Source organism: Paenibacillus sp. ALJ109b, assembly GCF_010747435.1.
Lineage (GTDB): Bacteria > Bacillota > Bacilli > Paenibacillales > Paenibacillaceae > Paenibacillus > Paenibacillus taichungensis.
In genome coordinates this window covers 344639-360105 of record NZ_JAAIFP010000007.1, presented here as the reverse complement: position 1 = coordinate 360105, position 15467 = coordinate 344639, and the positions used below count along the sequence as shown (strand labels likewise).

18 protein-coding genes are annotated in these 15467 nt (G+C 43.8%); 13 read left to right on the top strand and 5 right to left on the bottom strand.

Features of this window, described 5'->3' with window-relative positions:
- Positions 1-40: 40 nt before the first annotated feature.
- Positions 41-778 carry a glycosyltransferase family 2 protein gene (locus G3352_RS09250; RefSeq protein ID WP_163755900.1) on the bottom strand — a complete coding sequence of 246 codons (738 nt, stop codon included), beginning with the start codon at positions 776-778 and terminating at the stop codon, positions 41-43.
- Positions 778-1515: a glycosyltransferase family 2 protein gene (locus G3352_RS09245; protein WP_163755897.1), complete on the bottom strand. Its 738-nt coding sequence runs from the start codon at positions 1513-1515 to the stop codon at positions 778-780. Before G3352_RS09245 ends, G3352_RS09250 begins: the two co-directional genes overlap by 1 nt.
- A gap of 168 nt (positions 1516-1683) precedes the next feature.
- Here G3352_RS09245 and G3352_RS09240 point away from each other — a divergent pair, with 168 nt between their 5' ends.
- Positions 1684-2307 carry a hypothetical protein gene (locus tag G3352_RS09240; protein ID WP_163755895.1) on the top strand — a complete coding sequence of 208 codons (624 nt, stop codon included), beginning with the start codon at positions 1684-1686 and terminating at the stop codon, positions 2305-2307.
- Positions 2308-2455: 148 nt separating this feature from the next.
- The gene (locus tag G3352_RS09235; RefSeq protein ID WP_163755893.1) at positions 2456-3421 is read left to right on the top strand and encodes an SMI1/KNR4 family protein; all 966 of its coding nucleotides are present in this window, start codon (positions 2456-2458) and stop codon (positions 3419-3421) included.
- 139 nt (positions 3422-3560) lie between these two features.
- Here the strand turns inward: G3352_RS09235 and G3352_RS09230 are convergent, their stop codons facing one another.
- Positions 3561-3920 carry a winged helix-turn-helix transcriptional regulator gene (locus tag G3352_RS09230; RefSeq protein ID WP_163755891.1) on the bottom strand — a complete coding sequence of 120 codons (360 nt, stop codon included), beginning with the start codon at positions 3918-3920 and terminating at the stop codon, positions 3561-3563.
- A gap of 142 nt (positions 3921-4062) precedes the next feature.
- On the opposite strand from G3352_RS09230, the gene G3352_RS09225 reads away from it, so the two are divergent.
- The 8 genes from G3352_RS09225 (at position 4063) to G3352_RS09190 (ending at position 10909) form a co-directional block, all read left to right on the top strand.
- Complete coding sequence (locus G3352_RS09225; RefSeq protein ID WP_163755889.1) at positions 4063-4416, top strand: DoxX family protein; 354 nt, start codon at positions 4063-4065, stop codon at positions 4414-4416.
- A 445-nt stretch (positions 4417-4861) separates the two neighbouring features.
- Positions 4862-6487, top strand: coding sequence for a rhamnogalacturonan lyase B N-terminal domain-containing protein (locus tag G3352_RS09220; RefSeq protein WP_163755887.1), 1626 nt, complete (start codon positions 4862-4864; stop codon positions 6485-6487).
- A gap of 49 nt (positions 6488-6536) precedes the next feature.
- Entirely contained in the window at positions 6537-7580 is a 1044-nt protein-coding gene (locus G3352_RS09215) for a hypothetical protein (RefSeq protein ID WP_163755885.1), read from the top strand.
- 15 nt (positions 7581-7595) lie between these two features.
- Positions 7596-8114 (top strand): hypothetical protein, encoded by a 519-nt coding sequence (locus G3352_RS09210; protein WP_163755878.1) that lies wholly within the window; start codon positions 7596-7598, stop codon positions 8112-8114.
- Positions 8115-8380: 266 nt separating this feature from the next.
- On the top strand, positions 8381-9196 hold the full coding sequence (locus tag G3352_RS09205) for an SDR family NAD(P)-dependent oxidoreductase (RefSeq protein ID WP_163755876.1): 816 nt from the start codon (positions 8381-8383) through the stop codon (positions 9194-9196).
- Positions 9197-9237: 41 nt separating this feature from the next.
- The gene (locus tag G3352_RS09200; RefSeq protein WP_076287245.1) at positions 9238-9972 is read left to right on the top strand and encodes an SDR family NAD(P)-dependent oxidoreductase; all 735 of its coding nucleotides are present in this window, start codon (positions 9238-9240) and stop codon (positions 9970-9972) included.
- A 67-nt stretch (positions 9973-10039) separates the two neighbouring features.
- Positions 10040-10459: a MarR family winged helix-turn-helix transcriptional regulator gene (locus G3352_RS09195; protein WP_163755873.1), complete on the top strand. Its 420-nt coding sequence runs from the start codon at positions 10040-10042 to the stop codon at positions 10457-10459.
- 78 nt (positions 10460-10537) lie between these two features.
- Complete coding sequence (locus G3352_RS09190; protein WP_163755871.1) at positions 10538-10909, top strand: winged helix-turn-helix transcriptional regulator; 372 nt, start codon at positions 10538-10540, stop codon at positions 10907-10909.
- 55 nt (positions 10910-10964) lie between these two features.
- Here G3352_RS09190 and G3352_RS09185 read toward each other — a convergent pair whose 3' ends face one another.
- The gene (locus G3352_RS09185; protein ID WP_163755869.1) at positions 10965-12035 is read right to left on the bottom strand and encodes an SDR family oxidoreductase; all 1071 of its coding nucleotides are present in this window, start codon (positions 12033-12035) and stop codon (positions 10965-10967) included.
- A 249-nt stretch (positions 12036-12284) separates the two neighbouring features.
- Here G3352_RS09185 and G3352_RS09180 point away from each other — a divergent pair, with 249 nt between their 5' ends.
- Positions 12285-13607 carry an ATP-binding protein gene (locus G3352_RS09180; RefSeq protein ID WP_240342991.1) on the top strand — a complete coding sequence of 441 codons (1323 nt, stop codon included), beginning with the start codon at positions 12285-12287 and terminating at the stop codon, positions 13605-13607.
- 90 nt (positions 13608-13697) lie between these two features.
- Here G3352_RS09180 and G3352_RS09175 read toward each other — a convergent pair whose 3' ends face one another.
- Complete coding sequence (locus tag G3352_RS09175; protein WP_163755864.1) at positions 13698-14315, bottom strand: NUDIX hydrolase; 618 nt, start codon at positions 14313-14315, stop codon at positions 13698-13700.
- A 220-nt stretch (positions 14316-14535) separates the two neighbouring features.
- Between G3352_RS09175 and G3352_RS09170 the strand changes: the two genes are divergently transcribed.
- Together G3352_RS09170 and G3352_RS09165 are read left to right on the top strand one after the other, a co-directional pair.
- Positions 14536-14904, top strand: coding sequence for a DUF4180 domain-containing protein (locus tag G3352_RS09170; RefSeq protein ID WP_163755862.1), 369 nt, complete (start codon positions 14536-14538; stop codon positions 14902-14904).
- Positions 14905-14956: 52 nt separating this feature from the next.
- Positions 14957-15439, top strand: a complete 483-nt coding sequence (locus tag G3352_RS09165; RefSeq protein ID WP_163755860.1) for an SRPBCC family protein — start codon at positions 14957-14959, stop codon at positions 15437-15439.
- Positions 15440-15467: the final 28 nt, after the last annotated feature.

The following is a 15467-nucleotide window of genomic DNA, read 5'->3' as shown; positions in this document are numbered from 1 at the left end:
TGCTGCTCTTTTTTTGAGATTCAACCTGCCGTCAACAGAATCATCGATCTGTAAAGTTATCGTGTTGGCATATAAATTTTCTTGGGTTTCTCACTTTCAGCACTTTAACATTTCTTGTTAAAAGCTCTTTATCGCTTACGATCCACGTATGATCTTTGGAGTTCCTCCTGCGAATCGCAAGGAAATGGGATGAACTACCTGAATAAATTTTATAGCCCTTTGCCAGGCTGTCCGAACAAAACGTCACGCATTCTCCTCGATTTTGGTCGGGAAAGCCAACCTCGCTTATGACATGTCGTTTTACGAGCAGGGTCGCTCCTTGAACCAGGGGAACATATTGATTCGCCTTGGTAGGGTAACGTAGCAGAAGGAGTTTTTTGCTGCTCAAGTACATGTAGTGGGCTCGTTTCCCTACAATATCTGCTTTGGTTTTTAACAAAGTATGCACGCTATCTGTTAAATAGAGAGGAGCATAATAATCATCGTCATCAAACTTAGCAATGAGATTGAAATTAGATAATGAAGCTCCATAATTTAGGCAATGTCCAAGCGATACTTGTTCCGGCAGAGAAACTATTCTTACATTTCTATATTGTTTTGCCGCCTGGATATATTCGTTCACACGCAGATTATTATTATTTAATATGATGATAAGCTCTTTCATCTTGTAATTCTGTCTGCTGTAGTTACGAAAAAGGTTGCCCATGCATTGTCGCCGTTTGGTACAAACAATGATAGAAACTCCATTTAAATCACGAGAACGGTCTGGTTTCACCATTATAATAAGCCCTTTGGCTTTTTCTGCACATATTTCTTGTAGTTCGTAACAGAAGGTATTTTTCGGCTCTGAGAGATTAGTTCTTTATCGCTAATGATCCAAGTATGGTTGGATGAATTTCTCCTGCGAATCGCGACAAAATTACTTTTTCCAGCAGAATAAACGCGGTATCCTTTTCGTTTGCTTCTAATGCAAAAAAGATCATCCTCACCGACGCTTTGATTTGGGAAAGGCACTTTGTTTATTACCTTGCGTTTAAAAACGAGAGTTGCACCAGGGATTAGAGTCACAGGTCGATGTTCATCATGTGGAAAACGAAGGATAAACGTCTTTGACCCACGTAAATACATATAATGAGACCGCTTGCCAATGACATCGGCTTTAGTTCTTTGAAAGGTCAGCAAACTTTCCGTCAAATAATAGGGAGCGTAGTAATCATCATCATCAAACTTGGCAATATAGTTGTATTTTGTTTTCTTGATCGCGTAATTAAGACAGGCACCTAGGGAGGTACGTTCTGGAAGACGATATACGTGTACGTTTGGGAATTTTTTCGCTAAACTTAGATAAGGCGTAAGGGGGATGTTATTGTTGTTGATAATAATGATAAGTTCTTTCTTGGCGTGGATCTGTCGGCTGTAGTTCTTAAATAGGTTCCTTATATAACTCTGACGTTTCGTGCAGGCAATAATAGAAACTCCCTGCTTTTTGATAGAGCTTTTTGGCATGACTCCCATGTGGACCGCTCCCCTTATCCGTTATGATCAAAACTATCTCTCTTCAAAATATGTGGACGGCAAATAAGAGGAACGGCATATCTACAAAATGGAGAATTCGCACATAAGGCTCTCTTCGTCTAATAGTAGTGAAATAGGAGACTCCATTTTATAATTGGTGGTGAGAGAATGGAACGATTAAAGAACAGTGGATTTTATAAACTGAAATTTTTCATTACGCCTGAAGAGCTCAAAAGCCTGCTAGCCCTTTTCGAGCAGAAACAGGTTCAATTTATCAGACCCAACCATGCGCAGACCAAGTATGATTATGATCAGGTATATGAGGCGTATAGCCGATTTTATCAATCTTATACTGCTGCAGAGGAAGAGAACAAAGAGGAGAGCCCTCCTCATTACGTATATTCGCTCTTGAGTATGCTGGATCAGGGGAAGTCTGGATTTTTCTTAAGGAACGAGGGTGTCAGCTTTCCGTATTTTGGACAATGGGCGGAGGATGAATTGCCATCTATCTTGCTATCTTTTCCCAAAGCGCTCGCAATCCATATGGAGGATGAGAAAGGTAAGTATTATATATACGAGGATATTCGGGAGCATCAGCCGTTGACGTATGCACTCTATGATGAAGTGGTGAGTGAGATTAAAAAAATGACCAAACTGCTTCGTTTCTCTGTACCTGGACCAGAAGGTTTACACGAGCAAAAGACCTCTGTTCGGATTAGCAAGGAAGCTGTGAATGATATGAGGGAGTCCTGGATTTTCAATAAATATTCGCTTGTTATGAATACCAAATAGATTACAGCAAGGTAGGCGTAAATTATCGATATCTATCATTTGATCACTTCACGATGATTATTGTTCGCAGCTCGATGAAGCTGCGTTTTTTTTATTCATAATTTATTGATATAATTTCTACAACGAATAAGAGAGGGAGGCAAGGTCAATGAATGATGAACTCTTGGAACGGCTAGAGGCTTGGCATGAACAGGATGAATATGAAGAGATTATAGATGCGATTACAGAGGTTCCGGAAGAGGAACGGGATTATATTCTGGTCAACCATCTGGGTAGAGCGTTGAATAATCTGGAGCGTTACCAGGAGGCGGTGGAGCAATTCCTGTCGGTTGAAGAAGAGGGACAAAATGACCCACTTTGGCATTACCGCATTGGTCTGGCGTATTATTATTTGGAGCAATATGAGAACGCACGTGAAGCTTTCGAAGCAGCGGACCGATTAGAGCCGGGAGATGAGGATACACAGGAGTTCCTGGAATGGATTCGGAATAAAACAGCAGACGAGCTCACAGAAGCAGCGGTAGAGGAGCCCGTGGATACAGTCCACTCGGTGACTGAAATCACCATCGAAGCTGCACCTGGTATCCCCCCCGAATCGACGAGCTTCTGGAATGACAGTCCAGCAAACGTCGATCAATATGTGTTGTCCCCTCCTACCGATGAGCAAATTGAAGCAGTGGAAGAGCAGCTGGTGTTCAAGCTGCCGACATTCTATGTGAACATGATGAAACTACATAATGGCGGTGTGCCCCACTATCGTTATTTTCCGGTTAGTCAGGCGGAGAATGGTGGGAAGATTCAAGTTGAAATTTCGAATATCCTGGGTGTTGGACGGGAGAAGGCACATTCATTGTGTGGAGAAACGGGCAGTCGAGTGATCATAGAAAATGGAGGTTACCCCGAGATTGGTATCATTCTATGTGAGTGTCCTTCCGATTCAGAGGTCGTGATGCTGGATTATCGTGAATCCGGCAATGCCGGTGAGCCCGAGGTTGTCCATGTGAATAAAGCAGAAGGCTACAAGATCACTTGGCTTGCGCCCAATGTTGAGACCTTTATTCAAGGTTTGGTGAATGAGGGAAATCAACCTGCAAACCTTGAGGGTTCACTGTAAGAAGGTGATAGCTTCCTGTGATATAAAATATTGAAGAGGCTGCATCCGTAACAAAGGGTGCAGCCTCTTCAGTTGAAACCTCTCATTCATGCTGTAGAAGAAGAACGTAATGTTAATGGTGAGATCACCGGTGTATTATTTAGCTGCGTTCAGGCAGCTCAGTCGTCAGATCTTCCCCATAAAGCTCGTTCAAATGATCGATGTGACCCTCGCCCCAATCATTCATGGCTTGTAATAAAGGGGTCATTCGTTGACCGTACTCCGTGATGGAGTACTCAACTTTGGGAGGAATCTGCTGATAGATCTCACGATGGACGATGTCGTGATACTCCAATTCCCTTAATTGTTGGGTGAGCATTTTCTTGGTAATGTCAGGGATGGCCCTCTGAAGTTCACTAAATCTCATGGTGCCATTGGCGAAAAGCCGAAGTAAAATCACCGGTTTCCATTTTCCAACAAGGATGTCCAACGCCGTTTCAAACTTGCAGTAAGTACTCATAGGAAGCCCTCCAATCCTTTATTTATCTAAGGTTTCTTTTTGTATACTATGTTTAGTTTAAGTGCCTACTTCCAAATAGTTACCCCATAAAATATTATATGCCTAGGTGTTGATCATATACAAGAAGAGGGGCTTACGAGTTATGAATATGGCTTTATGGATTGTTCAAGGTATATTGGGTTTAGGATTTATTTTCTCGGGATGGATGAAGGCGTTCCAGTATGAACAGGCAAAGAAATCGTGGCCTTGGGCAAGCGAAGTTTCGAGAGGGTTAGTATTTTTTATCGGGATCTTGGAACTGGTTGGGGTCATTGGACTTATTGTTCCTCAAGCAACAGATATCGCCCCTGGATTGACGCCACTGGCGGCCATTGGTCTTGCTGTCGTTGTACTGTTAGGAGCCATATTCCACATTGCCCGTAAGGAGTATAAGCAAATTGGCGTGAATATCGTGTTCCTGGCGTTAGCTGTGTTCGTAGGGGTAGGCCGCTTCTGAGTTTCAAGTTCGCGAGAGGTACGGTTAAACAGATTTCCTGATAAGGAAGTAGAGGCGATTGATTTCCGGTAGGGTTACGGAGAGCGGTCGCTATTTTTCATCTGGACAGGATACAAAAACAGAGAGAGATCATGGTAGGTAGATAGCTATTTTCATTGCAACGTTATGTAATATAATGGTATTATTTTAATGATATTACCAGTAAGTTAGATGCATATTATTCCTATACAGGAGGTGATGGTATAAGAGGACGATAGGGAAGAAAGTTGACCCCATGGATATGCCGCATGCAGCAAGAATACCGAGATGAGACATAGGCTCGTTTGTCATACATTATAATGTAAGCGCTTTATTTATAGTTCAGCTATCACATATACGATATTTAAATCTGATTTTGGCCCATTACGAAAACGTTAAAGAAACTATTCCAGGGAGGGATTAGCTCGTGAGCAGACGTTTAATGAAGAAGGGATTCAGTTCATTTCTATTATTGGTGATGATGGCAGCAGCGGTATTATATCCAACATCCACCGGACACGCAGCCACCATCTATGTTACGGATAACGGGTCGAGGATTGAAGTAAACACAGGAGCAGGGCTGGTATACACGGTGAATAAAACCAATGGAGATATCATATCTGCCAAAATGAACGGAACGGAGCTGAACGGCTCCAGCAAGGCGTCCCATATCGGCTCTGGTTTAGGTTCAGCCAATGTAATCTGGAACACATCTCCTTCGGGATCAACCGTGTTGATCACCGTATCAACCAGCACACTTACCCACTATTATGCATCACGTGGCGGTGAGAACATTATCTATATGGCGACGTATGTCACAGCAGAACCGTCTGTGGGTGAATTGCGCTATATTTTCCGGGGCAACGGCAGCGTTTTGACAGGAGTTCCAGCCAATTCGAATAATCGGAACAATACCGGAGCAATTGAGAGCCAGGACGTTTTTGGTTACGCAAACGGACAGAGTACCTCGAAATATTACGGCAATGATCAAGCTAAGGATCTGACCATTCGAGGCGTTACGGGTAGCGGTGTGGGTGTGTTCATGGCCTATGGCGACCGAGAGAAAAGTTCGGGAGGTCCGTTCTTCCGTGATATTCAGTTCCAGAGCGGTGGGGATACGGAAGTCTACAATTACATGAATTCAGGACATGCCCAGACTGAAAATTGGCGCATGGGTCTGCATGGACCGTATGCCTTGATTTTCACCAACGGTACAACGCCAAGCGTACCTGATTTTAGCTGGATGTCCGGTCTGAACCTGACAGGTTGGGTATCCAGCCGAGGTAATGTCGTGCTTAACGGGCTCTCTGGCATGGATACGGGATATGCATATACGGTTGGTTTTGCCAACAGCAACGCCCAATATTGGGTGAACGCCTCTTCGAGCGGAGCAGCTGCCAAATACAGCATGATTCCAGGTACATACACCATGACGGTGTATAAGGGGGAACTGGCCGTTTATACGGAAAGTGTGAACGTCACTGGAGGATCAACGACAACGCTGAATACGCGTACGATCAACAATGACCCAAGTAAAGCATCCAGCATCTGGCGCATTGGGAATTGGGATGGTACACCATCGGAGTTCCTGAACGGCCAGACAATTCCGATCCGTCATCCTTCCGATAGCCGTAATCCAAGCTGGGGCCCCGTCAGTTATGCCACCGGCAGTGCAACCAACAAGTTCCCAGCAATTCAGTTCCGTGGACAAAACTCGCCCACAACCGTTACCTTTAGCCTGAACTCTGCCCAAGCGGCGTCTTCGCATGTACTTAACATCGGTATTACGGCAGCATACAACAATGGAAGACCCAGCGTAACGATTAACGGTCATACGTTAACGAATCCGGCAGCTTCCTCCCAACCGAATTCGCGTAGCTTTACGATCGGGACCTATCGGGGGAATAATACAACCTTTTCCTGGAATATACCGGCCTCCTATTTCGTTAATGGGGCCAATACGGTAACCATTACACCAATCAGCGGCTCCAGCGACTTGGGCAATTGGTTAAGTGCCGGGTGGGTGTATGACTGTGTTGAATTGTTGAATTAAAATTAAGGCGCTATTTGCAAATATATTGTAATTATATTAGGAGGCTCTTATGCAAAATAAAATGCAACGGTATATTTATGTTATGATTTTCCTTTTGCTTTTTCCATTTCTACCTGTCTCTTCTGTTAAGGCAGGTCCCATCCAGCATGAGCAAAACATATTTGTACAAGAGGGCGAAGAAACAAAAGAATCGGTTCCTCAAATGTTGTCTGAACCGGAGGTTCTACAAATTGCGCAAAAGCATATACAGGGTTATATGGCCAATGATATTCAAACCAAAGATCGTATTATTGAAGCTTCAACCAATATGATTCCTCTCTACAATTTGAATAACCAGACTATTGCTTACGCAGTCCCTCTAGTCGAGGGAGAACGAGAGATTGGTTATATTTCAGTAGGAGCGCTAAAGGATGGCTATGATGCATATGATATTTTTATAGATGACTCAGTCGTACAAAGGCTCCACCAATCGTTATCCAGCCCGTCCATTATGGAGAAATCTGAAGAAAGAAAAATAGTATTTGTGCCACCAATGAATTATATGGTTCAAGTGACAGACAAGGGCCATCAACAATACTTTGGAATGGAAAATAATTTTCAATCCTTGCGTGATATTACTGAAGCAGTTGAAGTCAATATGGACGAATTACATCAAAAATATGAAACTATCCGATCTGAAGAAAATCGGGAATACATGGATCAAATTCTACAGAATGATATTAGCACTCGGGCTACCGCTGCGGTTGCCAAAGAAGAAGTAAGTCTTACTGTTGAAGCCAATCAATCCATGTTTGTACCAGTACAGGATGGTTCGGGTTACAGTTATGGAGGAAACCAGAATTGGTACTCTCAAAATATAAAAGCGGGGTTGAGCCTCAATTCTCCTGTTGCGACCCTCAATCTTTCCAAATTTGATGATTACGAATACGAATGGCATTGGATGACGATTACCAAGTATTATCGAGATACTACAGACAGCAGATGGATTGCTGTTTCGACCTGGGGCCAACGCAGGAGTATCAATTATCGAACTCATTTTGATGCCATAGCAGGTAACCGTACATTAGGCGGAGGATTCATGTATTTCAAATAAAGAGCAGGTGATTGTATGTCTGGCATCAAACATTGTTCAGGAATATTGCACGTAGTGAATATTCTGGCTCTGATTCTTTTCTTGACGGCATGTACTTCTTACACCAACGTCTCTTCAGAAGAAGTCAAATCTTTTCGGCAGGATATCGAGCAAGATTTTCCTGTTATTCAAAAGACGGAGATTCGTTATTCCACACCTCGGGTCGAAGTCGTATATACGGTCAAAACAGAACCGGATGAAGAAGGGATTCATCGACTTTTCACTCAAACCGCAGCATTTATGATCAGCCCTTCTTTTCAAAGTGAAATTATCGATGCACAGTACCGTAGGAAATATCCAAGCTGGGGTGACCCGGAGCTTGCCGTGACTGTAACCTTACGCGGAGAGGATATATCTGCGTACCAGTTTACTTGCAAGCCAGAGAAATCCGAATCCGATTCTGGTAACGCGACATATGCTCAGTGGTACGTTCAGACACCAGATGATACGGTGGGCAAGCCTTATCCTGACTCTGGGATGGAGAATGAAAAGTGACATTATCAAAATTTTCAGAAAACTTGGATCAATATATTGATTAAGAGACTTGATGCTATACAGCCCTCAAATCCATGAGGGCTGTATTTTTATAACACTTCGCTTGTTTCGCTAAAGGCATCCAAAATAAGGATACAGGGCCGTATGCGTTGCAGAAAGACAATTCCTCTGCTATTATTTAGACATCTAATATTTAGTCATCTAAATAAATAAATAATAGAGCTGCTATTTATTTTCGGTTTCTTTATGAAAGGAGCTTGAGAACCATGTTGAGAATGAAAGACAAAGTAGCCCTTGTAACTGGAGGTGCTTCTGGAATAGGATTGTCCGCAGCCCAATTGATGGCGAGAGAAGGAGCGAAAGTCGTTATTGCTGATTTCAATGTCAATGGGGCAAAAGAAGCGGCAGCGAACATTCAAGCTGAAGGCGGAGATGCAGTAGCAGTATTTCTTGATGCCGGAGACGAATTTTCGATTAAGGAAGCTGTCGAGTTTGCGGTGCAGCAATATGGTAAGCTCACCAGTCTGTTCAACAACGTTGGCCTGACCAACCTGAAGAAGGATTTGGACGTGGTTAACGTGGATCTGGACGAGTGGGATCGGCTGATGAACGTGAATCTGAAAAGCGTGTTGCTCGGCTGTAGATTCGCCATCCCTCATATGATTGAAGCGGGTGAGGGTTCCATCATTAATACGGCCTCCATGGCTGGCTTTACAGGCGATGCGGTTCGGGTTGCTTACGGTGCCTCAAAAGCAGGAGTAGTGAATCTAACAAGGTATATTGCCACCCAATATGGCAAGCATAACATTCGTTGCAATGCTGTCGCACCTGGATTGATCTTGACCCCGGCAGCCCAGAATAACATGCCTCCGGATGTATTGGATATGTTCGCAAAATATAACGCACTGCCTTATCACGGGGAACCCGATGATATTGGATACACCGTCGTATTCCTGGCCTCAGATGAGTCCAAATTCATTACCGGTCAGACCATCCAGGTTGAGGGTGGCCATTATATTGCCAACCCAACCGTTCCCGATTTTGAACAGTTTATGAAATCACACAATACGCCTAGCAACTAAAGCAGCGTCGTACAAATAAAATACGTTAGGAGCGTTTTCATATGGGAAGATTAGATAATAAAGTAGCTATTATTACTGGTGGAGCCTCGGGCATTGGTGAAGGCATGGTTGATCTCTTTGCAAAGGAAGGCGCCATCGTTATTGCTGCAGACATTAATGAGGAAGCGCTGGAGAAAGCAAGCCAAAAAGAGAATGTGTACGGAATGAAGCTGAATGTTTCCTCCGATGAAGATTGGGAGATATTAGCGAAAGTAGTTAACGAACGTTTTGGTAAAATTGATATTCTGGTCAACAATGCAGGCATTTCTTCAGAGAAGCCGTTTGAGGAAATCAATGCGCAGGATTGGCAGAAAATGCTCTCCATTAATGGCTTTGGCCCATTTGCTGGCATGAAACATGTAGCTCCTTATATGGCAGCACAAAAGAAAGGTTCCATCGTCAATATCTCTTCATACACCGCATTGATTGGACAAGGCTTTAACCACTATTCGGCATCCAAAGGGGCAGTACGCGCATTATCCAAAGCAGCGGCGACAACCTTTGGTCGTCAAGGTGTTCGGGTGAATGCTCTCTTCCCTGGGATCATCGAAACACCAATGACTCAAGCCTTGAACACGTCGAAGGAATTGCTTGATCGACTCGTTCAGGCAACGCCTTTGCAACGTCTGGGGCAGGCTATCGATATTGCCAACGCTGCATTGTTCCTGGCATCGGATGATTCTTCGTACATTACAGGATCTGAGCTGGTTATCGATGGTGGATACTCAGCCCAATAGCGTGTAAAATGATGACAGCCCTTAAGTAGAATGAGGGCTGTTGTTTTATTTTTGCGAGGAGGATCACATGGAAGAACAGAACATTTTTGAGCTCATACACAACATGGACAATTTCACCAATAAATTGATTATACAGTGGAACAAATCGTTTAATGAGGACCTCGGCGTCTCTCATGTGCTGGTACTCAGTCATCTCAATCAAAATGGAAAAAGCCGACCTTCAGATATTGCCAAACTATTGGGCCTTACCCCACCTACACTCAGTTATTTAGCTGATAAGCTGGTTGCCAAGAAATTAGCCGTCAGGATTGTAGATGAAGCTGACCGCCGCATTATATATTTGAACATTACCGATAAAGGGATCGAAGTCCTCGAAAGAGCAATATTGGAGGGGCAGAAGCTGCGCAAGAATTTATTCCAGAAGCTGACCGAAGAGGATCGAGCCCAATTAGTTAATATTTTTGAAAAGATGAATCGGGAAGATTGAAGAATAGCCTGAACCTTTGAGTGCAAAAAATAATCTGTTCAGGATACACTGAATTTTGGAAGGGAGATAGAAGCTGATATGCAGGAACCGATCAAAGTATATAACACTGCAGTTGAGGCTCTTCTTGAAGTGATTGGAGGCAAGTGGAAGCCAGTTATCTTATTCCATCTTACCTTTGGCAAGAAGCGTAATGGCGAACTGATGAGGCTGCTACCTTCCATTACACAGAAAGTGTTGACCCAACAGCTTGGTGAACTGACGGAGGCGGGTATTATTTTCCGAATTTCCCATCACCAGGTCCCGCCGAAGGTGGAATATGAGTTGACGGAGTATGGGTGGAGTCTTAAAGAGATTCTTCATCTGATGTGCAGATGGGGCGATACACATGTAGAAAAGGTTTATGGTGATCGAGGGAAAATCTTGTTTAAGCCGCCGACCTCTGACTGTTGACGGTGCAAAGCCGATTCTTGTAACAGGAATCGGCTTATTGTGCATTCTATATCTATTACGGAATGATCTTGCGCTCGCGTAGATTTTCAAATATATCCATAAACATAGTCTCTGTATCAACGAAATCGTGAAATCCGAAACGACGGGCTTTGGATCCATCCGCGAAGAAATCATAATCCCAAGAGAAGACAAAATCACCGAAGGACCAGGAGGAGACATCATCATAGGAGGTCTTCATTAAACCATACTTTTCAATCATGGAATTCCAAAGCACTTCTTTGTCTGCCATAACGGTTGCAAGCGAGAGAGGCAGGGGTGGTGCCGTTTCCAGTTCGAAAAATGCAGCAATTTTGGGCCAAAGTTCATTCCAGCGAAACAGATCGCCGTTGGTGATATTAAACGCCTGATTGGCACAGCGTGGATCGATTGCCGCCCAGACAGTCGCACGAGCGAGCAGTGATGCATCGGTCATTTCAAGTAGGGAATGGTAAGCTCCGGGTTTCCCGGGAAAACGAAGTGGCAAGCCAAGTTCCTTAGAAATGGATGCATACACCCCAATAACCATGGCGAGGTTCATTGGATTACCCAGAGCAAACCCACATACAACGGATGGCCGCAGGGCTGACCAGGTCCAACTGCTTCCAGACTGCCGTTCCTCGAGAAACTGCTGCTGGTCGATATTGAATTCCGGAGGCATATGATGCGCATCCGTTTCCCTGGCAGGTGTTTTAAATGGGCCCAGATGTGCACCGTACACCTTATAACCTTGCATTAGACTGATATGCTGGAGATTGGGGGCGATCGGTTCGATGGTATTCACGACATTGACGAGCATGTCGAGATTGGGCTGGACCAATTCGGCCCAGGTCGGGCGATCCTGATAAGCGGCGTAGAAAATATGAGTAACCGATGTTAACTGGCACAGTTTGGCCTGAGTATCTGCTTCGTTTAGCAAATCGGCCGATATATATTGTAACCTAGGGGCATCTTCTCCTCCACGACGTGATACACCAATAATATTCCATTCCGGAAGTGTCATTAAATAATCAATGAGGTTTCTTCCAATGACGCCTCCAGCACCGATGACAAGCGCAGTGTAACTGGTAACAGATTGATTGGGTTTCAATGGGCATGCTCCTCTCTTCTTCTGTCATTATTGTGGATCAGAATAAGAAAGGTGAGAAGTACGCACCTCAAAGTGACATACGCACTTGAGAGTAATATATGGGTCAGGCGTAGGTTACTGAAGCTCTTTAGTGTAATAAGTACTTCCCTTATTTTTATCATTTCTAATGAATTCTTCATATGTTAGTATGTTTAACGTCTTAAGCGCAGATGAATGAGGAGCGCTAATCGAGGGTATGATGGGTGGAATATGATGCGCAATTGGGTTCGTAATGAAAATGTGCAAATGACTGCAGTTGCTTTTGCTACAGCTGTGGGGGCGCTTTTTAAAATAAATCCTTTTCGGGAGGATTACTTCCGGATTGGTCTGGGTGTAAGTATACTTTTATTTTTGCTGATGATTATGCCGCATCTGTCTTATGTGAAGACGGGGATTTTGGCGGGGATTGTGAACTTCATTTTTCAATCAGCTGATTTAATGAATCATGTGAATTCGATCTCGATCATCGAAAGCATGCAGGATAATCTCGGTGCGGGAATGTATTATGTCGTATTCACCTATGGCCTCAGCAAGTTCAAGAACAGATTCCATGAGATACCGCCTCTTGTGCTGGGTGGATTGATTACGTGCATTGATTTTTCCTCTAATCTCGTGGAGCTATTCATTCGCGGTGTATTGAGTGGGACAAATATCTTTTATATGAAAGAATGGCTTTATCTGCTGGTGCTCGGTGGTTTGCGAAGCTACTTTATCATCGGGCTGTATAACAGCTTTGCGGTGAGGCAGATGCGACTGCTGCATGCTGAGCAGGAGAAGCGGATGGAGCAGATGCTGAGCGTTAACTCAGGTCTGTACGGTGAAGTCTTTTATCTGAAAAAAGCCATGAATACGATTGAAGGTATTGCCGTAGACAGCTACGACCTTTATCGGGATCTCAGAGAGCAGGACTTGAACCAATACAGCCAGCGGACGCTCGGCATCGCCCAACAGATTCATGAGGTCAAAAAGGACTCCCAACGTATCCTTGCAGGTCTGTTGAAATTGTACGATAGCGAAAAATCAGTGAATATGAGCATTTCCGAGGTACTCAACTTTGCGACCAAAGGAAATCGGAAATATAGTGAAATGCTGAATAAGAAGATTGAGATCCATATCGACCAGCAATATGATTGCGACTCCCCTTACTATATTCCTCTCTTAACTGTGATGAATAATCTAATCGCCAATGCCGTGGAAGCCATTGAGAACGACGGAACAATTCAGATTCAAGTATTGGAAGAGGGAGCCGATGTGCAATTTGTGGTTATCGATTCTGGGAAAGGTGTACCCGAGGCGAAGAGAGACGTGATCTTCGAACCGGGTTATACAACCAAATTTAATGAAGTGGGCATTGCAGCAACCGGAATTGGCCTGTCCCATGTACGTGATATCGTTCAGTCTCTGGAAGGCCGAATTAGCGTGAAATCAGCGCCGCAAGGAGAAAAGGGCTCCGCGTTTGTTGTATCCATTCCTAAAGCGAATCTTGTTAAGGAAGACGGTGCAGACGACGCTTTCTATCAGGATCGTGGATGATCCAGCAAAATCCCCTTTCCGCAGACGATGTAGTGTGGACCAATGGTATGATGGGTTTATACATCGTCGCTATAGGGGATTTTTACGGATTTAATCCAGAATCACTTTTTTATCGGGCTGGTCAAGAAACTCAAACATGGTTTTAACTTGTTCAACCGTATTTCTTTCCAATGAAAGCTCAGGCAATTCGTCCAATGAGAAGAATCCAACCGCACTGGTCTCCACCCCTGTTGTAGCTTTTCCTCCTACAATTTCACATTGAATAAACATCTTATATACATGATAGGGTTCGGGTGGATGATCATGAAATTTCTTGTCCAATACGGCTAAAAGTCTTATCGGCAGGACATCGAACCCGGATTCTTCTTTCATTTCTTTCACGGCTACCTCCGACGGTGAGAGGCCGATGTCGCCCCAGCCGCCGGGCAACGCCCAGTCACCGTCCAGTTTCTCCCGCACCAGAAGTATTTTATTTTCCCTGAAAACAACACCTCGAATGTCGACTTTAGGTGTTGCGTAACCGGAATCACTTGCAAATGTGAGTGCAATTTTTTCTTTGTTAACCGAAGTGTAGTTGGCTAGGATATCGATACTAATCCGTCTCAATTCTTCATAACGTTCAATATCGTAAATATCTTTTGCATAGGTTAATCCGGTTTGGGCGATAGCCTGTATTTGTTTTGCCCATTCTAACCACTTCATGTCCATAAATAACTCCCTCTTTCTGCGAGAAGTCCACAAGAAATTAAGCTTCATAGGAAACACTCCCATTATAGCAGAAGAATTGTTGTAAATAATTACAATCATGGGAATATCCATAGCAGCCGGAGGGTTCAAATGAATATGTAAACACGCTCAAAAAGTCGTTGCTTTCACTATGGAACTGCGAGATATTATAAAAGAAAAGCTGTGCGGAAGGAGAAATAAAATGAATATAATCATTGATCAACAGGGCAGCTCCAAGGTTGCCATCATCGAAAGCAATGACATCGTTATTAACAATGTTCAAGACGCTCTCGATCTGATGGCCTCAGTGAACTATACAGATGACGCACATAAAATCTTGATTGATAAATCCAATCTCACCGAAGATTTCTTCGAACTGAAGACCAAACTTGCAGGTGATATTTTGCAGAAATACGTGAATTACCAGGTGAAACTTGCCATAGTCGGAGATTTTGACGGATACAACAGTAAAAGCCTCAGAGACTTCATCTATGAGTGTAACCATGGCAAGCACGTTTTCTTTTTGAAAAACAAAGAGGAAGCGCTTAAGGCCTTGCATAACATCGATTAATTTCATATTTAGAGCGGTAAGTCATGATCTATCCTTATGGAGGAGGTACATTATGATTGCAGATTTGAGGCTAGTACCGAATGGCACCCTGGCTTGTTTTGAACGTCATTGGAAGCACGCTACGGAGGATGTATGGTCCTTTTTGACGGAAAACGAAAAGCTTGCAAAGTGGTTCTCCGAACTCGAAGTAACGGATCTTCGGGAAGGTGGAAGCATCAAGTTTAATATGCCGAATGGTACCTTTATGGAACTCAACATTATCGAGCTTATCCCTGGCTCTGTTCTCGAATATACTTGGGCAGAAGACCGGGTTCGGTTTGAGCTATATCCAGAGCCGAATGGATGTCGTCTGTTGCTGCTCGAAACCATCCATCACATCACAAGCCATACACCTAAGGATCTAGCGGGGTGGCATGTCTGCCTGAACGTCATTGAGGCATTACTGGATGGCAGTACCTTGGAATCTCGCGAAGCAGAATGGAAAATCTGGTACGAGAAGTACCAGAAGCATGTAGACCATTTTCTCAAAATCTAGTCATATGAGACTGCCCTTTGGGGCAATA